Source organism: Rhizobium redzepovicii, from assembly GCF_019793435.1.
Taxonomy (GTDB): domain Bacteria; phylum Pseudomonadota; class Alphaproteobacteria; order Rhizobiales; family Rhizobiaceae; genus Rhizobium; species Rhizobium redzepovicii.
Window position 1 is genome coordinate 20,561 of sequence record NZ_JAILYH010000009.1, and the last position, 22,718, is coordinate 43,278.

21 protein-coding genes are annotated in these 22,718 nt (G+C 60.7%); 13 read left to right on the plus strand and 8 right to left on the minus strand.

Annotated elements, in window-relative coordinates:
• Entirely contained in the window at positions 1-696 is a 696-nt protein-coding gene (locus K6N12_RS15620; protein WP_097626301.1) for a GntR family transcriptional regulator, read from the plus strand.
• Positions 697-1,082: 386 nt separating this feature from the next.
• Here the strand turns inward: K6N12_RS15620 and K6N12_RS15625 are convergent, their stop codons facing one another.
• On the minus strand, positions 1,083-1,244 hold the full coding sequence (locus tag K6N12_RS15625; RefSeq protein ID WP_179867131.1) for a hypothetical protein: 162 nt from the start codon (positions 1,242-1,244) through the stop codon (positions 1,083-1,085).
• Between the two features lie 432 nt (positions 1,245-1,676).
• On the opposite strand from K6N12_RS15625, the gene K6N12_RS15630 reads away from it, so the two are divergent.
• The 12 genes from K6N12_RS15630 to K6N12_RS15685 all read left to right on the plus strand — a co-directional run bounded on the left by K6N12_RS15630 (position 1,677) and on the right by K6N12_RS15685 (position 13,129).
• On the plus strand, positions 1,677-2,279 hold the full coding sequence (locus K6N12_RS15630; RefSeq protein ID WP_222148851.1) for an amino acid synthesis family protein: 603 nt from the start codon (positions 1,677-1,679) through the stop codon (positions 2,277-2,279).
• Between the two features lie 13 nt (positions 2,280-2,292).
• On the plus strand, positions 2,293-3,138 hold the full coding sequence (locus K6N12_RS15635; RefSeq protein ID WP_097626298.1) for an alpha/beta fold hydrolase: 846 nt from the start codon (positions 2,293-2,295) through the stop codon (positions 3,136-3,138).
• Positions 3,135-4,070 carry a flavin reductase family protein gene (locus K6N12_RS15640; protein ID WP_183779842.1) on the plus strand — a complete coding sequence of 312 codons (936 nt, stop codon included), beginning with the start codon at positions 3,135-3,137 and terminating at the stop codon, positions 4,068-4,070. Before K6N12_RS15635 ends, K6N12_RS15640 begins: the two co-directional genes overlap by 4 nt.
• The gene (locus K6N12_RS15645) at positions 4,067-5,107 is read left to right on the plus strand and encodes an LLM class flavin-dependent oxidoreductase (RefSeq protein ID WP_222148852.1); all 1,041 of its coding nucleotides are present in this window, start codon (positions 4,067-4,069) and stop codon (positions 5,105-5,107) included. Before K6N12_RS15640 ends, K6N12_RS15645 begins: the two co-directional genes overlap by 4 nt.
• 4 nt (positions 5,108-5,111) lie before the next feature.
• A complete protein-coding gene (locus K6N12_RS15650) occupies positions 5,112-6,575 on the plus strand; it encodes an aldehyde dehydrogenase (RefSeq protein ID WP_222148853.1) in 1,464 nt (487 codons plus the stop codon).
• 4 nt (positions 6,576-6,579) lie between these two features.
• The gene (locus K6N12_RS15655) at positions 6,580-6,903 is read left to right on the plus strand and encodes an NIPSNAP family protein (protein WP_088939231.1); all 324 of its coding nucleotides are present in this window, start codon (positions 6,580-6,582) and stop codon (positions 6,901-6,903) included.
• A 49-nt stretch (positions 6,904-6,952) separates the two neighbouring features.
• Positions 6,953-7,963: an ABC transporter substrate-binding protein gene (locus tag K6N12_RS15660; RefSeq protein WP_097626294.1), complete on the plus strand. Its 1,011-nt coding sequence runs from the start codon at positions 6,953-6,955 to the stop codon at positions 7,961-7,963.
• Between the two features lie 112 nt (positions 7,964-8,075).
• On the plus strand, positions 8,076-8,948 hold the full coding sequence (locus K6N12_RS15665) for an ABC transporter permease (RefSeq protein ID WP_064841519.1): 873 nt from the start codon (positions 8,076-8,078) through the stop codon (positions 8,946-8,948).
• A 1-nt stretch (position 8,949) separates the two neighbouring features.
• A complete protein-coding gene (locus K6N12_RS15670; RefSeq protein WP_097626293.1) occupies positions 8,950-9,750 on the plus strand; it encodes an ABC transporter permease in 801 nt (266 codons plus the stop codon).
• A complete protein-coding gene (locus tag K6N12_RS15675) occupies positions 9,747-10,823 on the plus strand; it encodes an ABC transporter ATP-binding protein (protein WP_097626292.1) in 1,077 nt (358 codons plus the stop codon). Before K6N12_RS15670 ends, K6N12_RS15675 begins: the two co-directional genes overlap by 4 nt.
• Before the next feature lie 10 nt (positions 10,824-10,833).
• The gene (locus tag K6N12_RS15680) at positions 10,834-12,288 is read left to right on the plus strand and encodes an NAD-dependent succinate-semialdehyde dehydrogenase (protein WP_222148854.1); all 1,455 of its coding nucleotides are present in this window, start codon (positions 10,834-10,836) and stop codon (positions 12,286-12,288) included.
• Positions 12,289-12,328: 40 nt separating this feature from the next.
• Positions 12,329-13,129 carry a phosphate/phosphite/phosphonate ABC transporter substrate-binding protein gene (locus K6N12_RS15685; RefSeq protein ID WP_222148855.1) on the plus strand — a complete coding sequence of 267 codons (801 nt, stop codon included), beginning with the start codon at positions 12,329-12,331 and terminating at the stop codon, positions 13,127-13,129.
• Positions 13,130-13,143: 14 nt separating this feature from the next.
• Here the strand turns inward: K6N12_RS15685 and K6N12_RS15690 are convergent, their stop codons facing one another.
• The 7 genes from K6N12_RS15690 to K6N12_RS15720 are packed head-to-tail and all read right to left on the minus strand — an operon-like array spanning position 13,144 to position 22,713.
• The gene (locus K6N12_RS15690) at positions 13,144-14,673 is read right to left on the minus strand and encodes an FAD-dependent oxidoreductase (protein ID WP_222148856.1); all 1,530 of its coding nucleotides are present in this window, start codon (positions 14,671-14,673) and stop codon (positions 13,144-13,146) included.
• Positions 14,670-15,887, minus strand: coding sequence for an NAD-dependent epimerase/dehydratase family protein (locus K6N12_RS15695; protein ID WP_222148857.1), 1,218 nt, complete (start codon positions 15,885-15,887; stop codon positions 14,670-14,672). Before K6N12_RS15695 ends, K6N12_RS15690 begins: the two co-directional genes overlap by 4 nt.
• Before the next feature lie 9 nt (positions 15,888-15,896).
• Entirely contained in the window at positions 15,897-16,877 is a 981-nt protein-coding gene (locus K6N12_RS15700; protein ID WP_003591637.1) for a GHMP family kinase ATP-binding protein, read from the minus strand.
• The gene (locus tag K6N12_RS15705) at positions 16,874-18,823 is read right to left on the minus strand and encodes an HAD-IIIA family hydrolase (RefSeq protein ID WP_222134910.1); all 1,950 of its coding nucleotides are present in this window, start codon (positions 18,821-18,823) and stop codon (positions 16,874-16,876) included. Before K6N12_RS15705 ends, K6N12_RS15700 begins: the two co-directional genes overlap by 4 nt.
• On the minus strand, positions 18,813-19,754 hold the full coding sequence (locus K6N12_RS15710) for an NAD-dependent epimerase/dehydratase family protein (RefSeq protein WP_222148858.1): 942 nt from the start codon (positions 19,752-19,754) through the stop codon (positions 18,813-18,815). Before K6N12_RS15710 ends, K6N12_RS15705 begins: the two co-directional genes overlap by 11 nt.
• A gap of 32 nt (positions 19,755-19,786) precedes the next feature.
• Entirely contained in the window at positions 19,787-20,746 is a 960-nt protein-coding gene (locus K6N12_RS15715) for a lysylphosphatidylglycerol synthase transmembrane domain-containing protein (protein ID WP_222134912.1), read from the minus strand.
• Complete coding sequence (locus tag K6N12_RS15720) at positions 20,743-22,713, minus strand: hypothetical protein (protein WP_131711279.1); 1,971 nt, start codon at positions 22,711-22,713, stop codon at positions 20,743-20,745. The genes K6N12_RS15715 and K6N12_RS15720 overlap by 4 nt, the downstream gene beginning before the upstream one ends.
• Positions 22,714-22,718: the final 5 nt, after the last annotated feature.

Sequence of the window (22,718 nt, forward strand, 5' to 3'; positions counted from 1 at the left end):
ATGAGCGGTGCTCTGAAGGACGCAGCAATCAGGGTGGAGCGTCCTGCGAAGACATTGCGGGAATTGGCGCTCGACAAAGTCCGCGAGGCCATCGTGAACGGATATTTTCGTCCCGGGGACCGCCTTGTCGAGCGCGACCTCTGCGCCCAGCTCGGCGTCAGCCGGACGGTGGTGCGCGAGGTTCTGAGACATCTGGAATCGGAAGGGCTCGTCGCCAATCTGCCGAACAAGGGACCGATCGTCGCCCTGCTGGATATCGAGGAAGCCAAACAGATCTATGAGATCCGCGGTGCGCTCGAAGGCATGGCGGCACGGCTATGCGCGGAGCGCGGCAGCCCCGAGATCGTCGCCGCGCTCGAGGAATCCCTGACCGCCATCCGCAACAGCTATCGCGACCAAGATATGGCGGCTGTGCTTGCCCATACCTCGTCCTTCTACCAAACGCTGTTCACCAGAGTCGACAGGCATGTCGCCTGGGGCGTTGTCAACCTCCTCACCGTGCGCATCAACCATCTGCGCTCGATGACGATCAAGACGGAAGGGCGCGGCACCGAGGGGCCGCTCCAGATGTCGAAGATTATCGACGCCATTCGCCGTGGCGACGGCGAGGGGGCTCAGCGGGCCGCGATGGATCATGTCGCGGCCGCCAGCGCAATTGCCGAGGCGGTGCTGTCCGCTCAGAAGCCTGCCGAATAGGTTGACACGTCAACCACCGCTGCCTTTGCAGGAGGCTGCCAGTGGGGGCCTCGCATCGACACTGTCGATGCCTGTCGCCTGCATCCGTAATCAGTTCCTGGCCGGCGTTGCGTCGGTCCGGAACGATTCTATCGTTCTCATGCGTTGGGAGGCTGAACAATTGCATTGGCGATTATAACTTTGCGAGACTTTAGACAATTCAACACCAGATATAGCATTGCTTTGCCATAATTTAATTTCAGCTCTTTTCATACTAAGTACCAAAGCCCGTATTCCGTGGTTTGCAACCTTTTCATATCATTTTTTATGGTGGTTGATGGTCTCGCTACCTACGAGACCCCGAGAGGCGGCAAGTAACTGACACCTGAGTAAGTCTCAGCGCGGTATCACGATGGCAAGCAGCCATCCTCCGGTGATCCGACGCCGTCGCGCGCCGAGCTCGACATACGAAGCTGTTCATCCAGGCGGCCAAGCCGCTCCACATCAAGGACGGTCGTGTCAGCCTGAAAGGGATTGAAGCTGATCTGAAAAGCAGGGGCAAGCTTCAATTGGCGCTCGTAAAACAATCTGTACATTGACCGAGTACCGAACCCGTTGCTGCATATCCAGACCCAGAGCGGTTCCGTCTCTGGAGCAGCACCTGTCAGCTACCGTATATCCGTGTCCCTTGGATGTTCAGGGCAATGAGGGGAATTCAAACTCCAAGCTTGACACCCAACTTTGCTCGATGTGATGGTATACCATAATCACTAATATCTAAGGCGGTCATAAGGGCCGGGATAATATTGGCGTTGTACGTGTCGCGTCACTACGGACGCGTCACGCCGTCCGGCTCTAGAGCTGAAGGAACAAGCGTTTCCGGGCGACGGGAGCGCACACGCCAAGCCAATCTTCGGACTTTATTTTGTCTCGGCCAAAACCAAGTTGACACACATATATTATGGTATACCATAATACCGAACAGAGAGACGAGATATTCCATGGCCATTCAAATTCGCAAGACAGGACTGCAGATTGAAACGACGCTGATCGAAGGCGGCAAGGCCGCGGCGGTGCCGCTGAAGATGTTTACCGCTTTCGCGGTCGTGAAGAACCCATGGGCGGACCAGGGCTTCGTCGAAGACCTCAAGCCCGAAATCCACGCCGGTGCACCGGTTCTCGGCGAATTGCTGACCAAGATGATCGTCGATGCGGTCGGGTCCGGCGATGCCGTCGAAGCCTATGGCAAGGCCGCCGTGGTCGGCCTGGACGGTGAGATCGAACATGCCTCCGCGCTCATCCACACGCTTCGCTTTGGCAATTTTTATCGTCACGCCGTCGGCGCCAAGTCCTATCTCGCCTTCTGCAATACGCGCGGTCCCGCCAATGCGCCGATCATGATCCCGCTGATGGACAAGAACGACGAAGGTCGTCGCTCGCATTACCTGACCATCCAGACCTCGATCCCCGATGCGCCGGCCGCCAACGAGATTGTCGTGGCTCTCGGCGCGTCGGTGGGGGGGCGCCCTCATCACCGCATCGGCGACCGCTACCAGGATCTGAAAGATCTTGGGCAGGACGTCGCCAATCCCGCGGGCGTTTGAAAGGGGCTCCGAGATGCTGACAGCCGGATCGATCTCAGGCGCCGCTGCAGCAAAGAGCGTCGCCGGTGACTTGCCCCGAAGGAAGACGGCAAGCGGAACGGCCTATCACGAGGCCGGCAGCGGTAAGCCGCTGGTTCTCATTCATGGCGTCGGCATGCGGCTCGAAGCCTGGGCGCCGCAGATCACCTTTCTGTCGGCCGGCCATCGTGTCATCGCCGTCGACATGCCGGGACATGGCGAGAGCGCAAAATTGCCGGCGGGCAGCCGCCTCAATGAGTTTGTCGCCTGGTTCGGGCGTTTTCTCGACGAGATGGCAATCGATACGGTGAATGTTGCCGGCCACTCCATGGGTGCGTTGGTATCCGGAGGAGCGGCGGCGACGTTCGGCGAACGGATCAGCCGTGTCGCGTACCTTAACGGCGTTTACAGGCGCGATCCCCAAGCAAAAGCTGCCGTGCTCGCACGGGCCGCGGCCATTCCGGTGACGGGCGTGGACAAGGAAGGTCCCTTGGCTCGCTGGTTCGGCGATGACGCTGACAGCGTTGTTGCGCGGGAATTGACGCGGAAATGGCTCAACCTCGTCGATCCGGAGGGTTATGCTGTCGCTTACGCCGCCTTCGCCGGCGGCGACGAGACCTATGCCGATCGCTGGAAAGACGTGGCTGGGCCGGCCCTGTTCCTGACGGGGTCCGATGATCCGAATTCGACACCTCTGATGGCGCAGCAGATGGCGGCGCTTGCGCCGAAGGGCTGGGCCCGCATCGTCGAAGGCCATCGTCATATGGTGAACCTGACCGCGCCTGATATCGTCAATTCGCTGCTCGCCGAGTGGCTGTCGTTCGGGGAGGATGAACGATGACAATCCAGACTGTCGACCCAAGAGCATTGCGAGATGCATTCGGCGCTTTTCCCACAGGCGTGACTGTCGTCACCGCCTGCGACGGAGATGGAAATCCGATCGGCTTCACCGCGAACTCCTTCACATCGGTCTCGCTCAATCCGCCCTTGCTCCTCGTCTGCCTTGCCAAGACGTCGCGCAATTTCGCCACCATGACCGGTACGCCGCATTTTGCGATCAACGTGCTGTCGGAAACGCAGAAGGACGTGTCGAACACGTTTGCGCGGCCGGTCGAAGACAGATTTGCGGCGGTCGAATGGGCCAAGGGATCGGCCGGCTGCCCGATATTCTCGAATGTGGCCGCCTGGTTCGAATGCGCCATGGAACAGGTCGTCGAGGCTGGCGACCATGTCATCCTGATGGGCCGCATCGAATCCTTCGACAATAGCGGCCGCAATGGTCTCGGTTATGCGCGCGGCGGCTATTTCACGCCGACGCTCGCAAGCAAGGCGGTTTCCGCGGCAAGCGAAGGCAATATCGAACTCGCTGCCGTCGTCGAGCGCCGCGGAGAAGTTCTTCTGCTCGGCGACGATGTGCTCTGCCTGCCGAGCGTCGACGCTCATGATGGCAACCCGACCGAGGCGCTGCAGGAATATCTGGAGACGCTCACCGGGCTGAAGGTGAGCATCGGCTTTCTCTATTCGGTCTACGAGGGCAAGAGCGATGGGAAGCAGCATATCGTTTATCACGCCGTTGCCGGAGACGGTGAGCCGGCCGGCGGCAGGTTCGTAAAACCTGACGCCCTGGCTGCGGCAAAATTCAAGACCAGCTCGACCGCCGATATCGTCAACCGCTTCGCGATGGAAAGCTCGATCGGCAATTTCGGCGTCTATTTCGGCGACGAGACCGGCGGCACCATTCATCCTATTCCAGCCAAGGGCGCAAAAGCATGAAGTTTTCCCTCTTCGTCCATATGGAACGGCTCGACGCCAACCAGAGCCATAAGAGCCTCTATGAGGAATTCGTCGCGCTCTGTGAGATCGCCGACAAAGGCGGCATGCATGCGATCTGGACGGGCGAACACCATGGCATGGATTTCACCATTGCCCCCAACCCCTTCGTGACCATTGCCGATCTCGCGCGGCGCACATCGCGGGCAAGGCTCGGGACGGGGACGGTGATCGCCCCCTTCTGGCATCCGATCAAGCTTGCCGGCGAGGCAGCCATGACCGACATCATCTGCGACGGCAGGCTCGATATCGGCATTGCGCGCGGCGCCTATTCCTTCGAATACGAACGGTTGCTGCCGGGTCTCGACGCCTGGGGTGCCGGCCAGCGCATGCGCGAGCTCATCCCGGCGGTCAAGGGCATATGGGCCGGCGACTACGCCCATGACGGGGAGTTCTTCAAGTTCCCCGCGACCACGTCGGCGCCGAAGCCGCTGCAGCAGCCGAACCCGCCGATCTGGGTCGCTGCGCGCGATCCGAACTCGCATGAATTTGCCGTCGCGAACGGCTGCAACGTCCAGGTCACGCCGCTCTGGCAGGGCGATGACGAGGTCCAGTCGCTGATGGACCGTTTCAACGATGCCTGCGCCAAGAATCCCGATGTCGAGCGGCCGAAGATCATGCTTTTGCGCCACACCTATGTCGGCTCGTCGGAAGAAGACGTCGCCCAGGCCGCCCATGAACTCAACGTCTACTACAACTATTTCTTCGCCTGGTTCAAGAATGAGAAGCCGGTGACCCAGGGCCTGATCGAACGGATTCCGGACGAGCAGATCCGCGCCAACGCCATGCTGTCGGACGAGGTCATGCGCACCAACAACGTCGTTGGCGACGCCGAGACCGTCATCCGCAGGCTCAAGGCCTATGAAGCGCTCGGCTATGACGAATATTCCTTCTGGATCGACACCGGCATGAGTTTCGAGCGCAAGAAGGCGTCGCTCGAGCGCTTCATCGCCGAGGTCATGCCGGCATTTCAGGAGTAGCACCATGCGGCGTTTCCAGCATTACATCGACGGCGAATTCTCGGATGGCGAAGCGAGCTATCCGAGCATCGATCCGGCCACCGGTGCGGTCTGGGCTGAAATGCCCGAAGCGCGAGAGGGCGATGTCGATCGGGCCGTGAACGCTGCCGAGAGGGCGCTTTATGATGGCCCCTGGGCGAAGATGACGGCCACGCAGCGCGGCAAGCTGCTCTACAAGCTCGCCGACCTCGTCGCTGCCAACGCGCAGGTCCTCGCGGAACTGGAAACACGCGACACCGGTAAGATCATCCGCGAAACATCCGCGCAGATCGCCTATGTCGCTGAATATTATCGCTATTATGCCGGCATATCAGACAAGATCGAAGGCTCCTATCTGCCGATCGACAAACCCGACATGGATGTCTGGCTTCGCCGCGAGCCGATCGGCGTCGTTGCGATGGTCGTGCCGTGGAACAGCCAGCTCTTCCTGTCGGCGGTCAAGATCGGCCCGGCGCTCGCCGCCGGCTGCACCATGGTGGTCAAGGCCTCGGAAGACGGGCCGGCGCCACTGCTTGAATTTGCCCGTCTCGTGCACGAAGCTGGCTTTCCCGCCGGCGTCGTCAACATCATCACCGGTTTCGGCCCCTCCTGCGGTGCGGCTCTTGGCCGTCACCCGAAGGTCGCCCATGTCGCCTTCACCGGCGGCCCGGAAACCGCCCGGCACGTCGTTCGCAACTCGGCCGAAAACCTCGCCTCCACCTCGCTCGAACTCGGCGGCAAATCGCCCTTCATCGTCTTTGCCGACGCCGACCTCGACAGTGCCGCCAACGCCCAGGTCGCCGGCATTTTCGCAGCGACCGGGCAGAGCTGCGTTGCCGGATCTAGGCTGATCGTCGAACGCTGCGTCAAGGACAAATTCGTCGCCCTGCTGCGGGAGAAGGCCGAGGCGATCCGGATCGGCGCGCCGCTCGACATGACGACCGAGGTCGGCCCCCTTGCTACCCGGCGCCAGCAGGACAATATCGGTGCACTCGTTACCAGGTCGGTCGAAAGCGGCGCCAGTCTCGTTACCGGCGGACGCAAAATCGATGGTGAAGGCTTTTACTTCCCGCCGACGATCCTCGATTGCGACAATGTCGCTTCGCCGTCGCTGATCGAGGAGTTCTTCGGGCCGGTCCTTTCCGTCGTCTCGTTCGAGACCGAGGCAGAGGCGCTGAGGCTTGCCAACGACACCCGCTATGGCCTGGCCTCCGGCATCTTCACGCAGAACCTGACCCGGGCGCACCGGCTGATGAAGGGCATCCGTGCCGGCATCGTCTGGGTCAACACCTACCGCGCCGTCTCGCCGATCGCGCCCTTCGGCGGCTTCGGCCTGTCGGGCCACGGCAGGGAAGGCGGCATGGCCGCGGCGCTCGATTATACCCGCACCAAAACGATCTGGCTGAGGACCTCGGACGATCCGATCCCCGATCCCTTCGTGATGAGGTGACGCGATGTTTTACGAAATCCGCACCTATCGGCTGAAGAACGGAACGATCCCGCAATATCTCAAGGTCGTCGAGGAAGAGGGCATCGAGATCCAGAAAAGCCATCTCGGCACGCTGGTCGGCTACTTCTTCTCGGAGATCGGCACGATCAACGAGATCGTTCACATCTGGGCCTTTACGAGCCTGGATGACAGGGAGGCGAGACGCCAGCGGCTTATGGCCGATCCCCGGTGGCAGGCCTTCCTGCCCAAGATTCGCGACCTCATCGAGGTGGCGGAAAACAAGATTATGAAGCCAGCAAGCTTCTCTCCCGGGAGCGAGGCGCACTGACGGCATAAGGCATAACCCGCAGGACAAGTCAGAACAAGGATAAGGGAACATGAAAACGACATTTGCTTTCGCGGCGGTTGCCGCATTCGTCGCCGTCTCCGCGCCGGTGCACGCCGACAACATGGTCTTCTCGAGCTGGGGCGGAACGACCCAGGATGCGCAGAAGGCGGCATGGGCAAGCCCGTTCACCGAAAAGACCGGCATCACCGTCGTGCAGGACGGCCCAACCGACTACGGCAAGCTGAAGGCGATGGTCGAGGCCGGCGAAGTCACCTGGGACGTCGTCGACGTCGAAGGCGATTATGCCGCCCAGGCCGGCAAGAACGGCCAGCTCGAGAAGCTCGACTTCTCCGTCATCGATAAATCCAAGCTCGATCCGCGCTTCGTCACGGACTATTCGGTCGGCAGCTTCTATTATTCCTTCGTCATCGGCTGCAATGCCGATGCCGTCAAGGCCTGCCCGAAGACATGGGCCGACCTGTTCGACACCGCGAAGTTTCCGGGCAAGCGCACCTTCTACAAGTGGTCGGCTCCCGGCGTGATCGAAGCGGCGCTGCTTGCCGACGGCGTGCCTGCCGACAAGCTCTATCCGCTCGATCTCGACCGCGCTTTCAAGAAGCTCGACACGATCAAGTCGGATATCATCTGGTGGTCGGGCGGCGCCCAGTCGCAGCAACTGCTCGCATCCGCCGAAGCAGCCTTCGGCAGCGTCTGGAACGGCCGCATGACGGCGCTTGCCGCGACCGGCATCAAGGTTGAAACCTCCTGGGAACAGAACATCACTGCTGCCGATGCGCTCGTCGTGCCGAAGGGCTCGCCGAATGTCGAAGCTGCGATGAAGTTCATTGCACTGGCGACCTCGGCCGAACCGCAGGCCGCCCTGGCAAAGGCCACCGGTTATGCGCCGATCAATGTCGACTCGGCCAAGCTGATGGACCCGGAAACGGCCAAGACCTTGCCGGATCAGCAGACCGCAAGCCAGGTCAATGCCGATATGACCTACTGGGCTGATAATCGCGATGCCATCGGCGAGAAATGGTACGCTTGGCAGGCGAAATAAGCTGAAGCTTGAGATCAACGGGCACGGCGAAGGTCGCCGTGCCCCCGCAGCGCCAGTGCCAATCGGTTGCACCTATGCGCCTCGCGGAAATTGACGGGTGGGAAGGACTGTCATGTCGACGTTTAGCGATGCCTCCGGCGTAATTGCGCCCTTGCCGAAGATACGCAGGCCGACAGGTTTCAGCGGGGTCGTTCCGGCTTTCGCCTTCGTCGGTATCTTTTTCGTCGTGCCGGTGGCGATACTGCTGTTGCGAAGCGTGCTGGAACCCGTGCCGGGTCTGGGAAACTATGCGCAACTGATCGGGTCATCGACCTATCTGAAGATTTTCGCCAACACCTTCATCGTCTCGGGTCTCGTCACGGTGATTTCGCTCGCGATCGGTTTTCCCGTCGCCTGGGCGCTGGCAATCATGCCCGGCCGGCTGACCTCGGTGATCTTTGCGATCCTGCTGCTGTCGATGTGGACCAACCTCTTGGCCCGCACCTATGCCTGGATGGTGCTCCTGCAACGCACCGGGCTGATCAACAAGATGCTGATGGGAATGGGCCTGATCGACCAGCCGCTGGCGCTCGTCAACAATCTGACCGGTGTCACAATCGGCATGACTTATATCATGCTGCCTTTCATCATCCTGCCGCTCTATGGCGTGATCAAGAAGATCGATCCGTCGACCCTGCAGGCGGCCGCCCTTTGTGGCGCCAACCGCTGGCAGTGCCTGACGCGGGTTCTGCTGCCGCTGGCGATGCCCGGCATGGCGGCGGGCGCCCTGATGGTCTTCGTCATGTCACTTGGTTATTTCGTCACGCCCTCGCTTCTCGGCGGCACTGCCAACATGATGCTCGCGGAGCTGATCGCGCAGTTCGTGCAGTCGCTGGTCAACTGGGGAATGGGGGGCGCTGCGGCGCTGGTCCTTCTGGTGGTGACGCTCTCGCTTTATGCCGTGCAGTTGCGCTTCTTCGGCAATCAAAACCCGGGAGGACGTTGACATGCTGCTCAATTTCGACCGTCTCGGCTGGTGGAAATACGTCCTTCTCGGCATAACGCTTCTGACCGCAGCCTTCCTGCTGCTGCCGATCGTGTTCATCGCGGCGCTGTCCTTCGGCTCCTCGCAGTGGCTGATCTTTCCGCCGCCGGGCTGGACGTTTCAGTGGTACAGCGAACTCTTTGCCGACCCGCGCTGGCTGGAATCGGCTTTGACGAGCCTCAAGATCGCGGTCATCGTGACGATCTTGTCGGTGCTGCTCGGGCTTGTGACATCCTTCGGGCTGGTGCGTGGTTCGTTCATGTTCCGGGATGCGCTGAAAGCGCTGTTCCTGACGCCGATGATCCTTCCGGTCGTGGTTCTGGCGGTCGCCCTCTACGCCTTCTTTCTCAGGATCGGCCTTGGCGGCACGCTGACGGGCTTCGTCATTTCGCATCTCGTGCTGGCACTGCCCTTCTCGATCCTGTCCATCTCGAGTGCCCTGGAAGGCTTCGACAAGTCGATCGAGGACGCGGCCGTGCTCTGCGGCGCCTCGCCTTTGGAAGCGAAGATCAGGGTCACCCTTCCGGCAATCAGCCACGGGTTGTTTTCGGCGGCCGTCTTCTCGTTCCTGACATCCTGGGACGAGGTGGTGGTGGCGATTTTCATGTCCAGCCCGACCCTGCAGACGCTGCCCGTGAAGGTATGGGCGACGCTCAGGCAAGACCTGACGCCGGTTGTCGCCGCCGCATCGACCCTTCTCATCCTTTTGACGATCATCTTGATGGCGCTGGTTGCCGTCGTGCGTAAGGTACTGAAACAATGAACGAACCATTCCTTCAGATCCGCGGAATACGCAAGGAATACGGCCCTGTGGTCGCCGTACATGATGTTACCCTCGACGTTCGGCGCGGGGAGTTCCTGACCTTTCTCGGGCCATCGGGATCGGGCAAGAGCACGACGCTGTACATCCTGGCGGGATTTGACAATCCGACGAAAGGTGACATTACGCTGGAGGGCAAGACCCTGCTCGCCACGCCGTCGCACAAGCGCAACATCGGCATGGTGTTCCAGCGCTACACGCTGTTCCCGCATCTGACGGTGGGTGAAAACATCGCCTTTCCGCTGAAGGTCCGGCGCAAATCGAAGGCCGAGATCGACAGCAAGGTGAAGGAGATGCTGCGCCTCGTCCGTCTCGAAGGCTTCGAGGATCGCAAGCCCGCGCAAATGTCCGGCGGCCAGCAGCAGCGCGTCGCGCTTGCCAGAGCCCTTGCCTATGATCCGCCGGTGCTTCTGATGGACGAGCCGCTGTCTGCGCTCGACAAGAAGCTGCGCGAGGAAATCCAGCATGAGATCCGTCGCATCCACCAGCAGACCGAAGTGACGATCCTTTATGTCACACACGACCAGGAAGAGGCACTGCGGCTCTCCGACCGCATCGCTGTCTTTTCCAAGGGGGTCATCGACCAGATCGGCACCGGCCCCGAACTCTACGCCAATCCGAAGACCCGCTTCGTTGCCGAATTCATCGGCGACAGCGACTTCATTTCCTGTGACCTGCTGTCGTCATCCGACGGACAGGCCACGATTTCGCTAGGCCGCGGAACCGTCTTCAACAGCATTCCGGTGCATGGAAAAGGCGCTGCCGGCACAAAAGCAGCCTTGATGCTGAGGCCGGAGCGCATTCGGCTGTCGCGCGCTCATGCGGGAGTGGGTCTCGCCGCGACTGTCAGCGACATCACTTTCCTCGGCAACAATATCCACGTTTCCACCGAAATGGCCAACGGCGAGGCGCTGGCGGTGCGTCTGCCGTTCGGTCATGAGGCGATCACCGGGCTCAGCCGCGGCGATACGGTGAATCTGGATTTCGATCCGGGTGCGGCCCACGTGTTCTGTTAAAAGTCGTCCTATGAAGCTCAGTGATCTCTCGCTGTTCCGTCAGGCATGCCCCGTCGCCGGCCGCTGGATCGAAGCGGAAGGCCGCCAGGCAACGACGGTGCGCAATCCGGCGACCGGCGAACCGCTCGGCGCGGTCCCCGACCTCGGAGCCGCGGAAACGGAGGATGCCATCGCCGCCGCTGTCGTCGCCCAGAAGCTTTGGGCGAAGAAGACCGCTAGCGAGCGCGCCGCCATACTCAAGACATGGCACCGCCTGATGATCGAAAACCGCGACGATCTGGCGATGATCCTGACGCTGGAGCAGGGAAAACCGCTCACTGAGGCTAAGGGAGAGATCACCTATGGCGCGAGCTTCATCGAATGGTTCGCCGAGGAGGCAAGACGCATCAACGGCGAGACCATACCGGGACATCAACCGGATAAGCGCATCCTCGTGCTGCGTCAGCCGGCAGGCGTGGTGGCGGCGATCACGCCCTGGAACTTTCCAAATGCGATGATCACCCGCAAGGTGGGCCCGGCCCTTGCCGCCGGCTGCGCCGTCGTTCTCAAGCCGGCGCCGCAGACGCCGTTCTCGGCGATCGCCATCGCCATTCTTGCAGAGCGCGCCGGCCTGCCGGCAGGCCTGCTCAACATCGTGACCGGTGATGCTGCCGCAATTGGCGGGACGCTGACGGCAAGCCGTGACATCCGGGTCCTGACCTTCACCGGTTCCACCCGGACGGGCGAGCTGCTTTACCGGCAATGCGCGCCGACGATCAAAAAGCTCGGCCTCGAGCTTGGCGGCAATGCACCCTTCATCGTCTTCGACGATGCTGATCTCGACGCGGCCGTCGAAGGTGCAATCATCGCCAAGTTCCGCAACAATGGCCAGACCTGCGTCTGCGCCAACCGGCTCTATGTCCAGGACGGCGTCTATGAGGCCTTTGCCGCCAAGCTGGCGACGGCCGTTTCGGCACTGAAGGTCGGCAATGGCCTCGAGCGCGATGTCGTGCTTGGCCCGCTCATCGATGAAAACGCCGTTGCCAAGATCGAAGCCCATATCGGCGATGCCGTCGCAAAAGGCGCGGGGATCGTTTCAGGCGGCAAGCGCCATGCGCTTGGCGGCCATTTCTTCGAACCGACCATTCTGCGCGATGTTGCAAGCGGCATGCAGGTCGCCCGCGAGGAAACCTTCGGACCTCTTGCGCCGCTCTTTCGTTTCCGCGACGAAGAGGACGTCATTGAACAAGCAAATGACACCGAATTCGGGCTCGCCTCTTATTTCTATGCACGCGATCTGTCGCGGGTCTTCCGTGTCGCTGAAGCGCTCGAATATGGGATGGTCGGCGTCAATACCGGTCTGGTCTCCACCGCCGAGGCGCCGTTCGGCGGTGTCAAAATGTCGGGTCTCGGTCGCGAAGGCTCCAGGCACGGGTTGGACGAGTATACCGAACTCAAGTATGTATGCCTGGGCGGCATTGCCTGACTTGGTCGACATTTGCGCATGCCGCAAAAGAAAGACCAGCATGCAATTCGCCAGTATAGCAATGTATCTCACACCCCAGCCGCTTGCGGATGCGACGGCCAAGCTCTGGTCGTTCCTCCGGCATTATCTCTCGCAGGCCGGCCTGACGGACCTGCCCGAAACGCTCGATCGGACGCTGCCCTATGACGAGGCCTGGCTGAGATCGGATCTTCTCCTCTCGCAGACCTGCGGCTATCCCTTTGCCAGCCGCCTGCGCGGCAAAGTTCGCCTGGTTGCGACGCCGGTCTATGATCATCCCGGCTGCGACGGTCCGCTGATGCGCAGCTTCATCATCGTCCGCACGGGTTCTTCCCTTCGCACGCTGGAGGATCTGCGCGGCACCACGGCTGCAATCAACAGCCCCGACAGCAATTCCGGCAGCAATCTCTTTCGCGCGGCCGTCGCTCCGCGTGCCCGCGAAGGCCGTTTCTTCGGGCGGATCATCGAAACCGGCAGCCATGGCAACAGCATCGCTGCCGTCGTCGAGGGCAGGGCGGATAGCGCGGCCATCGATTGCATCACCTATGGCAATATTCGCCGCTTCAATCCCGGCCATGTCGACGGGGTCCGCATCATCGCCGAAACGCCGAAAGCCCCGGGACTGCCGTTCGTAACTTCAGGCGATGCTTCGGACGAGAGGGTCCTTCTCCTGCGCCGTGCGCTGACCGCCGCTGTCAACGAGCCACTGCTGGCGGCGACGCGGGCCACGCTCGGCCTCGTTGATTTCGCGGTGCTTTCCGAAGCCGACTACGAGCCGCTTCTCTCATTGGCCGGCGACGCATTGCCGCAATTAACGGCTTGAAGAGGCGGCGGACTTCACTGCGCCGCAGGTGCTTCCAATGCGGCAAGACGATGGGCGATGCGATCGGCATTGGCCATGATCGTCATGGTGATGTATTTCGAGGATAGATCGGGAAGAATGGAGCCGTCGACGACGTGAAGACCCGGGTGAAGATTCAATTCGCCGTCCGAGGAGCTGCCGAACGGGCCGGTTTCGCCCATAGGTAGAGTGCCGGCGAAATGGGCGTCGATACCAGGCTCCGCCAGTGATGCGCCCGGGAGCTGAATAAGCCCCAGCCGTTTCCATTCCCGGCGAAGCGCTTTTTTCAAAGCCTCGGCGCGGATTTCGAAACCGTCCGTGAAACCGCCGCGGACGGTCAGCCCTTTTTTCGCCGTTGCATCCCGGTGAATGTAGCTCCGGCTTTGATCGCCGGGATAGTAGATCGTCGCGACGAGAAGGCTGCCGGCGATCAGTTCGAAGGCGGCTCGCCCGGCCTTTCGGCCGAGGGGCATCCTGTTGACGAAACTCTGCACCGGCAGGGAACCGACTTCATAGATCGCGCCCGTCACGTAATCGGATGCGCCGTCACCATAGCGCAGTGACAATCCGAGTTGCGCAAGACTGTGCGTCGGCGTCATCGAACGCAGCAATCTCGCGGGAGAGAGCAGAGGGATGGCCAGTGTGGGGCTGTTCAGGAGACGCAGTCCCTGCTGGCCGATCGGCAGAAGATCGGTGAGCAGGGCGGCCGTTCCGAGAACTCCTGCGGCAAGAATGATCCGCGGTGCGGAAAATGACGACCCATCGGCCGTTTTGACCGTCCAGCCCAAGTCCCGTGTCAACGAGACAGCCCGCCTGTTGTCGAGCAAACAAAAATGCGGCGACTTTCGTAAGAGCAGCAGATCGTGCCTGCTGTTATAGATCGCGCCGCTGGGGCAGCCATAGAGACAGTCGCCCCGCAGATCGCACGCCGCCCGTCCGGGCCTCGCCTCGGAGAGTATCGCATTGACGGCGGCAAATAGCCGAAACGATCCATCCGCCGGTTTTGCAGCCTTGTGCCGACGAAGAACATGGGCGGCGGTCGCGCCAAGCGGCAAGACGGCCTCGCCATCGGCGCCGGTCGTGAGATCGGCGTTGGTGCTGATCCCGATGCGTTGGGCTACCCGCTCGTAAGAGTTCTGCAGGGACGCGAGGTCGATCGGCCAATCGGCGATATCCCCAGCGTCGAGATAGCTGATTTGCGCACCCCAGATATTGGAGAGCCCGCCGCGCGCGAGACTGCCGATCGGTTTGAAGCCATTGCCCGATATTCCGGCGTCGCGTTGGAATCGTTCGAGAATCCCGCGTGATACAGGGGTCTGCAGTTTCGGCGAGCTGCCGTCGTCGACGCGCAGCGATTCCAGATCGCTTCCCAGGACACGGACGCTGCGGTTTTCCTCCTGCAATCCCAAGTCATCGCCGGCATCAAGCATCAGAACGCGGCGGCCGGCCGCTATCAGCGGAAACGCAGCGGAGACGCCTGCAGGGCCGCTGCCGATGATGATGAAGTCGGCATCGGGCGCATTCATCGATATGTCCCGGCCAAAAGCGCGCGGAGCGGAAACAACAGGACATCGCCGGCGATGGTCAATGCTGCGCCGAAAAACCCGGCCTTTGGGCCTGCATGCCTTTCCGGTTCGCTCGCGAGGTCCGCCAGATAGAGGGCTCGCGCGAGACGATGCTGCGTCCGACTGGCCGGCGGCTCGAAGAACGCCAGCAGGCGCGGATGCCTGATCACGGTTGTGGAAAGGCCGAGCGGCGACAGCCCTTCACGCCGAAGCCCTTCGCAGAGCCGCTGGAGCTGCATTTCGGTCGGCGCGATGCCGAGATATCGCAGCAGAGCCTGCGCCTCGCTGCGCGAATGATCCTTGCCTGTTTGGCTGAATTCGCCAGCAAGCGCAGTCATCGGGTCAGCCAGGTTCAATTTCAGCAGTCTGAGGCTCTCGCCGCTTTCCATGGGAGCGGCACCCGCAAGCCCCAGGACGCGCTCCGGATCGACCGTCGGGATCAACGGCACGAGCTTGGTCATGCGGCAGGCAAAGAGGGCGGCGGCCAGGGGGATCGGTATGAAATGGAGATTGCCCTTGCCCTGACTGCGGCGAAGCATTCTGAGCCATGCGGCAAAGCTTATCGGCTTTTCCTGCGCAAGCACGAAGGTCTGCGGGGGCTGGCTCTCCTGGGTCGCCAGCGCCAGCAGACCTTCGGCGACTTCGTCGAGATGAATCGGTTGGACCTCGCGGCTGAGCCCGATCATCGGCAGAAGCGGACTTAGAGCGGCCAACTTGGCCATCAGTCCGTACATGGCGGTACGTGGTCCACCATAGACGAGCCCTATTCGTGCAACGCGAACGATCGGCGCTGCGGGGCTGGCAGCCAAATGCTGTTCGATCCTGAATTTGGTGCGGCCGTAAACATTGAGCGCCTCCCGCCGGGACGAAGTGGAGGAGGAAAAGACGAAACGCGGCACGCCGGCTGTCTTTGCGGCCTCCGCCAATGTCACCGTGCCGGATATATTGATGTTGTCTTCTTCGGCGGCCTCCGGCTCGGTGGCCCAGGAATGCGCGAGATGGACGATTCCCACCGCCCCTTCCAGGTCGGAGGCAGCAGGCGCATCACCGATGCGCCATTTGGCTCCGGACCGCCGGCCGAGTTCAACCACCTCGAAGCCGCGCTCACGCGCCATCGCTGCCAGTCTTGCGCCGATATAGCCGGTCGATCCCGTGATGATGAGACGCGGTGCCATTCACACCCTCTACTGCGCAAAGGCGATACGCGCGCCGCTCCAGTCGAAACGAAACTCGATTTCCTTGAGCTGCGACAGCGCCTGACGCACTTTTTCCTGGCGGTCTTTCGGGCAATAGAGGACGAGGAAGCCCCCTCCGCCAGCACCTGCCAGCTTGCCGCCGATGGCGCCGGCAGCACGGGCCGCATCGTAAAACTCGTCGATCGCGCTGTTGGTGATCTTCGAGGTCAGCGACCTTTTCATCATCCATCCGCGATGAAGCGCTTCGCCGAAGGCGCCGAGATCCCCGCTCATCAGGATGTCGCGCATTTCGTAAGCCAGTTGCACCATGCGCTCGACGGTCCGAAATTTTTCCTCGTCCGCCTCCATGGCCTGCACCTGCGTCGACAGCACAGAGCGCGTATCGCGCTGGCTTCCGGTGAAAAACAACAGGATGTTGCTCTCAAGCTCGGCCATCTTTTCAGAGCTGAGGACGACGGGCTGTACGTTCACGCTGCCGTTGGAATTGAATTCGATGAAGTTCAAGCCGCCATGAGCGGCTGCATATTGGTCCTGTTTGCCAATCGGCTCCTTGAGGATATCGATTTCGAGTTTGCAGGCTTCTTCCGCCAACTGGTCCTTGGAGGCAAAACGCGACCTGTGAGCATAGAGCGCGTTGATCAGTGCCACGGAAAAGGAGCTGGAGGATCCGAGACCCGTTCCGGAGGGAATGTCGGCGACGGAAGCGACCTCGATGCCGGGCTCGACGCGATGCATCCGAAGTGCCTCGCGCAACAGCGGATGCGCAATCTCCTCAAGCGTCTCGGCAAGTTCGGTGCGCGTATATTTCAGATGATATTTGTTTTCATTGAAATAGTTGTGCACGATCACGAAGCTGTATTTGGCTATCGCACAGGACAGTACCGCGCCCGCCTGACGGCGGTAGTAGGACGCTATGTCCGAGCCGCCGCCGGCGAAGCTGACCCGAAAAGGTGCGGATGAAACGATCAAAGGATTGCCTCCTCGAGATTGATGACGATATCGGCCGATTTGCGCTGCAGATCGATCCTCGGCCACTCTTCCTGAATTCGCGACTGCCAGAGCGCTTCGGCGGCAACTGGCGTAAGGCCTTTCCAGGCGTAGAACGTGTGAAAGCGGTTTAGCAGGCTCTGCTGAGATGCTTCGACGAAGACGGACATGTCGACCTGTTCTCGGATCGACGCATGTCCGGCAAAGATGCCGTCCATGAGGATGACCTCGGCATCGCGGGCGTCATAGGCGGTGGTACCCCTAAGCCGGCCGCGGCTTGCCGCGTCATAGCCGGGTGCCTTAACCTGCCCGGAGCGGCGCAGCATGCTGACGATCTCGGGATAGAGCTCCACTCTGCTGCGCTCTTCCGCATTCATGTCGGGGCGGCGATGTTCGAGCGGCAGTATCCAGCGGTCGAGTTCAAGTCTCAGCACCCTCCGCCCTGTTTCCGAGAGCATGCGTTGAACGGCATGCGCAAACGTACTTTTCCCGGAGCGGGAACGGCCGCATATGCTGATGAGCAACGGACCGGCCGTAGATGAAAGCCGTTCATCAATCGCACCGGACAGAGCTTTGCCGATCTCTTGGTAGCCGCATTGGAAACGGACCGCGTCATAGACCGTGTCGAAGACAAGATCCGCATGCGGAATCTCTGTTTCGACGGTGGGATAGCTCTTTTCGTCCCGCAGGCCATAGCCTGTCCGAACGCCGTAGGACCAGATGCCCGCCTTGCGGCCAGCACCGATGTCGCGCAGGCTGTCGCCGATGATGATGGATTTCGATTTTTCGACAGGCAGTTCCGACATGGCCTGGCGGATCATCAGATCGCCCGGCTTCCGGCAGGCACAATCGATCTTGAGCGCGGCGACTTCGTTGGGAAATCCTTTGCCCGGATGATGCGGACAAAAATAAATGCGATCCAGGACGCCGCCATCTTCGGCAAGCTCGGCCTCGAGGCGACCGAGAACATGATCCAGCCCGGTTTCATCAAGAAAGCCTTTGGCGACCTGCGGTCTGTTCGTGACCGCAATCGTCAGGAAGCCCGCCTCACGGGCGAGCCGCACGGCTTCGCCTGCCCGGTCGATCAGCTTCACCTGGTCCGGATGGATGACGCCATGGCCGCCGACATCTTCGTTGAGCACGCCGTCGCAATCGAAGAAAACCGCGGGCCTTCGCACCGACAGATGCGCCGCATGAACCCGTTCCTGCCGGAGGTCCTCCTCGGCGGCAGCATGCCGGTTCGGCGACCCGGTATCCTTTATATATTCCGGCGTGTCATAAATCGCGACTGGAACGGACCGTTCGAGGAGGCGGGGAATGACGTCGTGGATCATATCCGCCGTTTGCGCCGGCACGAGCGCCTGGAAAAACTGCTCGGAGGCAACATACAAACCGGCCGGCACCAGATTGCGCCAATCCGCATCGCGCGGCGTTTTGCGGGGCAAGAGGCGCTGGAGATAACCGCTCTTCTGGACGACGAGATCGGATGTGCGGGGATGATCGTTGGGATGGGCGATGATGGTCAGAGCGGCGGGAAATTGCTGACGATGACGCGTCAGCGCCGATAGATCGATATCGAAAAGCATGTCGCCGTAGACGATCAGGACGTCGCCGGCCGTCATGTCCAATGTCGTCAGGCAGCCCGCCGTGCCGAGCGGAGATTTCTCGACGAAGACCTCGATCCTGATGCCGAGTTTTTCAGCTTCCGGACCGAGGGCGGGCTCGAGCTGGCTGCCGAGGTGGCCACCAAGCACGCGCACATGCTGAATACCTTCGCGGGCCAGGATGCGGATCTGCCGCAAGATGATCGGCACGCCGGCAAGGGGCAGAAGCGCCTTCGGGATAGCATCGCCCGTCATGCTGCGCGCGCGCGTTCCAAGGCCACCGGCAATAATGATCGCCTGGCGGATCGCGTCCTCAGAAGCCATTCGCCAGAATCCGTTCGACGGCAAGTTCAACGGCTTCTGTCGATTTCCGCTTCGGAGACCAGCCCAGCGTTACCAGCCGGCTTATGTCGTAGCTGAAGCGCGGCACGTCGCCCAGCCAGCCGCGGTCCTCGCTTCCATATTCGATGGCAGCTCCGGCCGCGACCTTGGAGACCACGATTTCGGCGATATCCCGGACCGACGTCTCGCCGATGCCGCTGGCGTGAAATACCTCATAGGGGCCGGGCGCCTTGTCCCAGGCCAGGAGAATCGCGTCCACCAGGTCGCCGACATAGAGATAGGGCTTCGTCTGCCTTCCGTTGCCGAGCACCTGAAGTCTCGTCGGATCGGCTTTCAACCTGTTGATGAAGTCGTAGATTGCCCCGTGGGTTGAGCGCTCCCCAACCACATTGGGAAAGCGCAGCACCAGCGTCTTGATGCCGAATGACAGAGCATAGACGGACAGATAGGCCTCCGCAGCAAGCTTGCTGGCGCCATAGAGCGAGATCGGCCGCAGGGGGCCGTGGTTCTCGTGGATGTTTCCTTCGGCTTCGCCGAAAACCGCAGAAGTGCTGGCAAAGAAAAGCCTGCCGACACCGTGCTTGCGCATGATGGCAAGCAGCGTCGTCGTCGTAAGCTGGTTCAGCTGCAGATCCAGTTCCGTATTGGTATTGCCCGCGGCAATATCGGAATTGGCGGCGAGATGGAAAACAGCATCAGGACGATCTGTCGCAAAGAGTTGATCCATGCCCTCCCGATCGAGCATATCAAGCTTCTGGAAGCGAAAATCCGTCCGGCCCTGGAGATGATCTATATTGCGCATCCGGCCGAGGTGAAGATTGTCGATCGCGGTTACCCGATAGCCCAAGGCCAAAAGGGGATCGCAGAGATGGCTGCCGATAAATCCGGCCCCTCCCGTTACCAAGGCATGCATGTCGGCAGCTCCATATGATCTGTTAAGGCTCATCAGAGCGCTTTGATCTTTCCCGAATGGGGACGCGAAAGGACGAATACACCACCGGCCAAGCCGACCACAAGCTGCAACAGGCCGAAAACCACCGATAGCGTTGCGGCGTCCGTCGTGCCGATGCCGAATACGGCAAGCGAAATGACCATGCCGCCTTCCCGCAGCCCCCATCCTCCGACAGAAATGGGAACCATGGCGATCAAAAGCACTGGCGGGAAAGCGGCTGCGGCCTGACCCCAATCGAGCGGGAGGCCAAGTCCGAGAACGAGGATCTCAAGCGAGACGACACTCAAACCGTGAATGACGAGGGTCAATAGAGATATTCCGAGCATTCCCCGGTGGGTGAGAAAAGCACCCAGCGCGTCGCTCAGCGCGTGCAGCTTTTCCGGAAGAAGCCGAACGAAGAGATGGCGACGCCAGCAGAACACCAGCGCCGATGCGATGGTTCCCGCGACGGCAAGGGCCGTGAGTTCGGTGAGATAGGGGATTGGGAAGTCGTGCCCGTAAAACGCCCGCATGATGATCAGACCGATCAGCGCAACGACCGCCAACCCGAACAGGGTGAGGATACGGTCCATGACGACGCCGAGCGTGGCTTCCTGGATCGTCAGGCCGTATTTGAGGGCGCCGAAAATGCGTGCGGCATCGCCTGGAATGGGACTTGGAAGAGCCTGATTGTAAAAGAGGCTTTGCATGAACAGTTTCATGGCGCCTGATATTTTCAGCCTCTGCCCGATCATCTCCGCTAGAAGGCACCACCGCCAGGCCGAAAGCAGGGCCTGCAGGAGAAGAAGGAAGATGCTGACGCAGATGGTCGTCGCCGACAGGGTCCGGACCGCGGCCCAGCCTTCTGCGAAATCGACCTTACGCGCGATCCATATGACGAGGCCAAGCGCCACGGCCACTTTCAGAACCGGTATGCCGATGCGAAGGAATGCTCGGGAGGATGGAGTCGTCACGATGCCCGATCCGCGTCAAAACGGTAGAGCTTCCAGCCGAACCGATCCGTCAAGATCAGTGAGGCGCGGGGCATCATGTGGGCTATGACGCTGTTGGCCAGCATTATTTTGTCTTCTCCTATGCGTTCTGCGAGGAACGCGCTGCCAGCATCCGGGGGAAGGATGAAGTAACCTATATGATTATCCCGGATGAAAGCATCGATATCCGACCCCGGTCTGGGCAGCACATAGCGTGGCAATTGCCAACCGCCATCGCGGCCGTCGTTATAAGCCGTCGACAATAATGTGTTGGCGGTGTCGAAAGGCTGAAAAACGGTCCGCAGGTCATGCTCCGCGATGTAGCGATACATGAAATAGGCTTCGCGGTGGCTCTCCATATATTTGTCGACACTGATCATCCCGAGCACGACGTCGAGGTCTTTCGCCTTGCCGGGATCCATGTCGCTGCCGCCCACGCGGTACCACTGCGAGAGCCAGAGTCCCCCGGCCAGCACGCCTAAGATCACCGGGCTGGCGATCATGCATGCCGGCGAAGAGGCGATTTTCGTAATTGGGGCCATCCGCGGCAGAACTTGCCGGTCGAGCCATTGATCCAGCCGTTCCCGAACCAGGGAGGCGCCGATAAACCCGGTCGAAAAGAACAGCAGATAGGCTGGCGTCGCCCACCGGATGTGATTGAACATAACGGTGTACCATATCACAAACATGGCAGCGGTAATCGCTGCGAGAAATGCGATGCGCCGAAAGGCCACGGCGAGACCGGCCAGGATCAAAGCGAGAGCGACGAAAGCATTCGGCTTGCCGGCCAGGAACCAGCTGTAAAGGATATGGAGGAAGTCGCGCCAACCTTGCAGAGTTGCGAGGTTCGTTACGAAATGTCGGTTAGCGGGATCGAAGGCCCGGCCCAATTCGAGCATGTAGTCCGCCATCCAGGCGTCGGTGAGGCCCGGATGACCGAACATGAAAGGATAGATCGGATTGCCGAGAACGATCAGGTTTTTCGCATACCAGTAGCCCGCGACTGCAAGGAATGCGCAAAGGCATGACAAAAAGAGCGGCAGCGATACCCTTCCCTTGAGAAGCATTGGCATCAGCGCCAGCCCTATCAGGCAAACCATTTGCAGTTCCGTATATTTCCCTCCGACCGCTCCCCCCAGCACGAGCGCACAATGAAAAAGCTCCGCCGGACGCCGGGTTTCCAGATAACGCCACAGGAAAAGCACAGCGGCGACTGAGAAACACGACCGTGCCAGATCCGTCATCGGTTCGCCGACACTTCCCCTGAAGAAGGGGATGCTGAGCATCAGAGCGGCCACCAGGAAAAAACCGCATGCCCGCCAACGACTGGCGCAGCTTGAAAGCAGGAACAGAAATCCGAAGAAAATTGCGACATTCATGATCGCCGCACCGGTCCAGTGACCGCTGACCATCATGACGAGCGCAAACAGCAGATTAAAGAAGAGCGGAATATTGCCGTAGAAGGGATGGTCGATCTGCGGCGACACAAAGCCGCTGTGTTCGATGATACTGTTTGCGAGCGGGATGTGGAAAACCCAGACGTCGGCAATTCCGGATGGAAACAGGGCCATAACGCTCCACACATAGCAAAGTACAGTGCATGTGAGTGCTGCAAGCACCGGAACCGGGTTTCCGGATCTCGTTTCAGCGGCAATTTTACGAAACAGCGAACCGAGGTCGTAGAGAACGGCGACGAGATCGCGCCACCGCCAAATCATCGAGACAGCGACGATCGGGAGAACGATCTCCCATCGCAGCCCATGGAACGCCCCAAGGACGGTGGCCGCGCCCCCGGCGATCGCCAGAGCCGGCAGAATACCGCTGAGCAGAAAGTCGGTGCCGTCTCGAAAGGGTTGATCGCAACGTTGGTTGAGCGAGGCAACGATGCCTCTGTCGATCACGAGGCCCCATAATATTATGGCGAGAACCGTGCACCAGCCTACGATCATGATCG

What these genes read in the sequence shown, in the direction of transcription:
- K6N12_RS15620 (WP_097626301.1), top strand. Translation starts at nt 1, where the DNA reads ATGAGCGGTGCTCTGAAGGACGCAGCAATCAGGGTGGAGCGTCCTGCG.
- K6N12_RS15630 (WP_222148851.1), top strand. Translation starts at nt 1,677, where the DNA reads ATGGCCATTCAAATTCGCAAGACAGGACTGCAGATTGAAACGACGCTG.
- K6N12_RS15635 (WP_097626298.1), top strand. Translation starts at nt 2,293, where the DNA reads ATGCTGACAGCCGGATCGATCTCAGGCGCCGCTGCAGCAAAGAGCGTC.
- K6N12_RS15640 (WP_183779842.1), top strand. Translation starts at nt 3,135, where the DNA reads ATGACAATCCAGACTGTCGACCCAAGAGCATTGCGAGATGCATTCGGC.
- K6N12_RS15645 (WP_222148852.1), top strand. Translation starts at nt 4,067, where the DNA reads ATGAAGTTTTCCCTCTTCGTCCATATGGAACGGCTCGACGCCAACCAG.
- K6N12_RS15650 (WP_222148853.1), top strand. Translation starts at nt 5,112, where the DNA reads ATGCGGCGTTTCCAGCATTACATCGACGGCGAATTCTCGGATGGCGAA.
- K6N12_RS15655 (WP_088939231.1), top strand. Translation starts at nt 6,580, where the DNA reads ATGTTTTACGAAATCCGCACCTATCGGCTGAAGAACGGAACGATCCCG.
- K6N12_RS15660 (WP_097626294.1), top strand. Translation starts at nt 6,953, where the DNA reads ATGAAAACGACATTTGCTTTCGCGGCGGTTGCCGCATTCGTCGCCGTC.
- K6N12_RS15665 (WP_064841519.1), top strand. Translation starts at nt 8,076, where the DNA reads ATGTCGACGTTTAGCGATGCCTCCGGCGTAATTGCGCCCTTGCCGAAG.
- K6N12_RS15670 (WP_097626293.1), top strand. Translation starts at nt 8,950, where the DNA reads ATGCTGCTCAATTTCGACCGTCTCGGCTGGTGGAAATACGTCCTTCTC.
- K6N12_RS15675 (WP_097626292.1), top strand. Translation starts at nt 9,747, where the DNA reads ATGAACGAACCATTCCTTCAGATCCGCGGAATACGCAAGGAATACGGC.
- K6N12_RS15680 (WP_222148854.1), top strand. Translation starts at nt 10,834, where the DNA reads ATGAAGCTCAGTGATCTCTCGCTGTTCCGTCAGGCATGCCCCGTCGCC.
- K6N12_RS15685 (WP_222148855.1), top strand. Translation starts at nt 12,329, where the DNA reads ATGCAATTCGCCAGTATAGCAATGTATCTCACACCCCAGCCGCTTGCG.
- K6N12_RS15690 (WP_222148856.1), bottom strand. Translation starts at nt 14,673, where the DNA reads ATGAATGCGCCCGATGCCGACTTCATCATCATCGGCAGCGGCCCTGCA.
- K6N12_RS15695 (WP_222148857.1), bottom strand. Translation starts at nt 15,887, where the DNA reads ATGGCACCGCGTCTCATCATCACGGGATCGACCGGCTATATCGGCGCA.
- K6N12_RS15705 (WP_222134910.1), bottom strand. Translation starts at nt 18,823, where the DNA reads ATGGCTTCTGAGGACGCGATCCGCCAGGCGATCATTATTGCCGGTGGC.
- K6N12_RS15710 (WP_222148858.1), bottom strand. Translation starts at nt 19,754, where the DNA reads ATGCATGCCTTGGTAACGGGAGGGGCCGGATTTATCGGCAGCCATCTC.
- K6N12_RS15720 (WP_131711279.1), bottom strand. Translation starts at nt 22,713, where the DNA reads ATGATCGTAGGCTGGTGCACGGTTCTCGCCATAATATTATGGGGCCTC.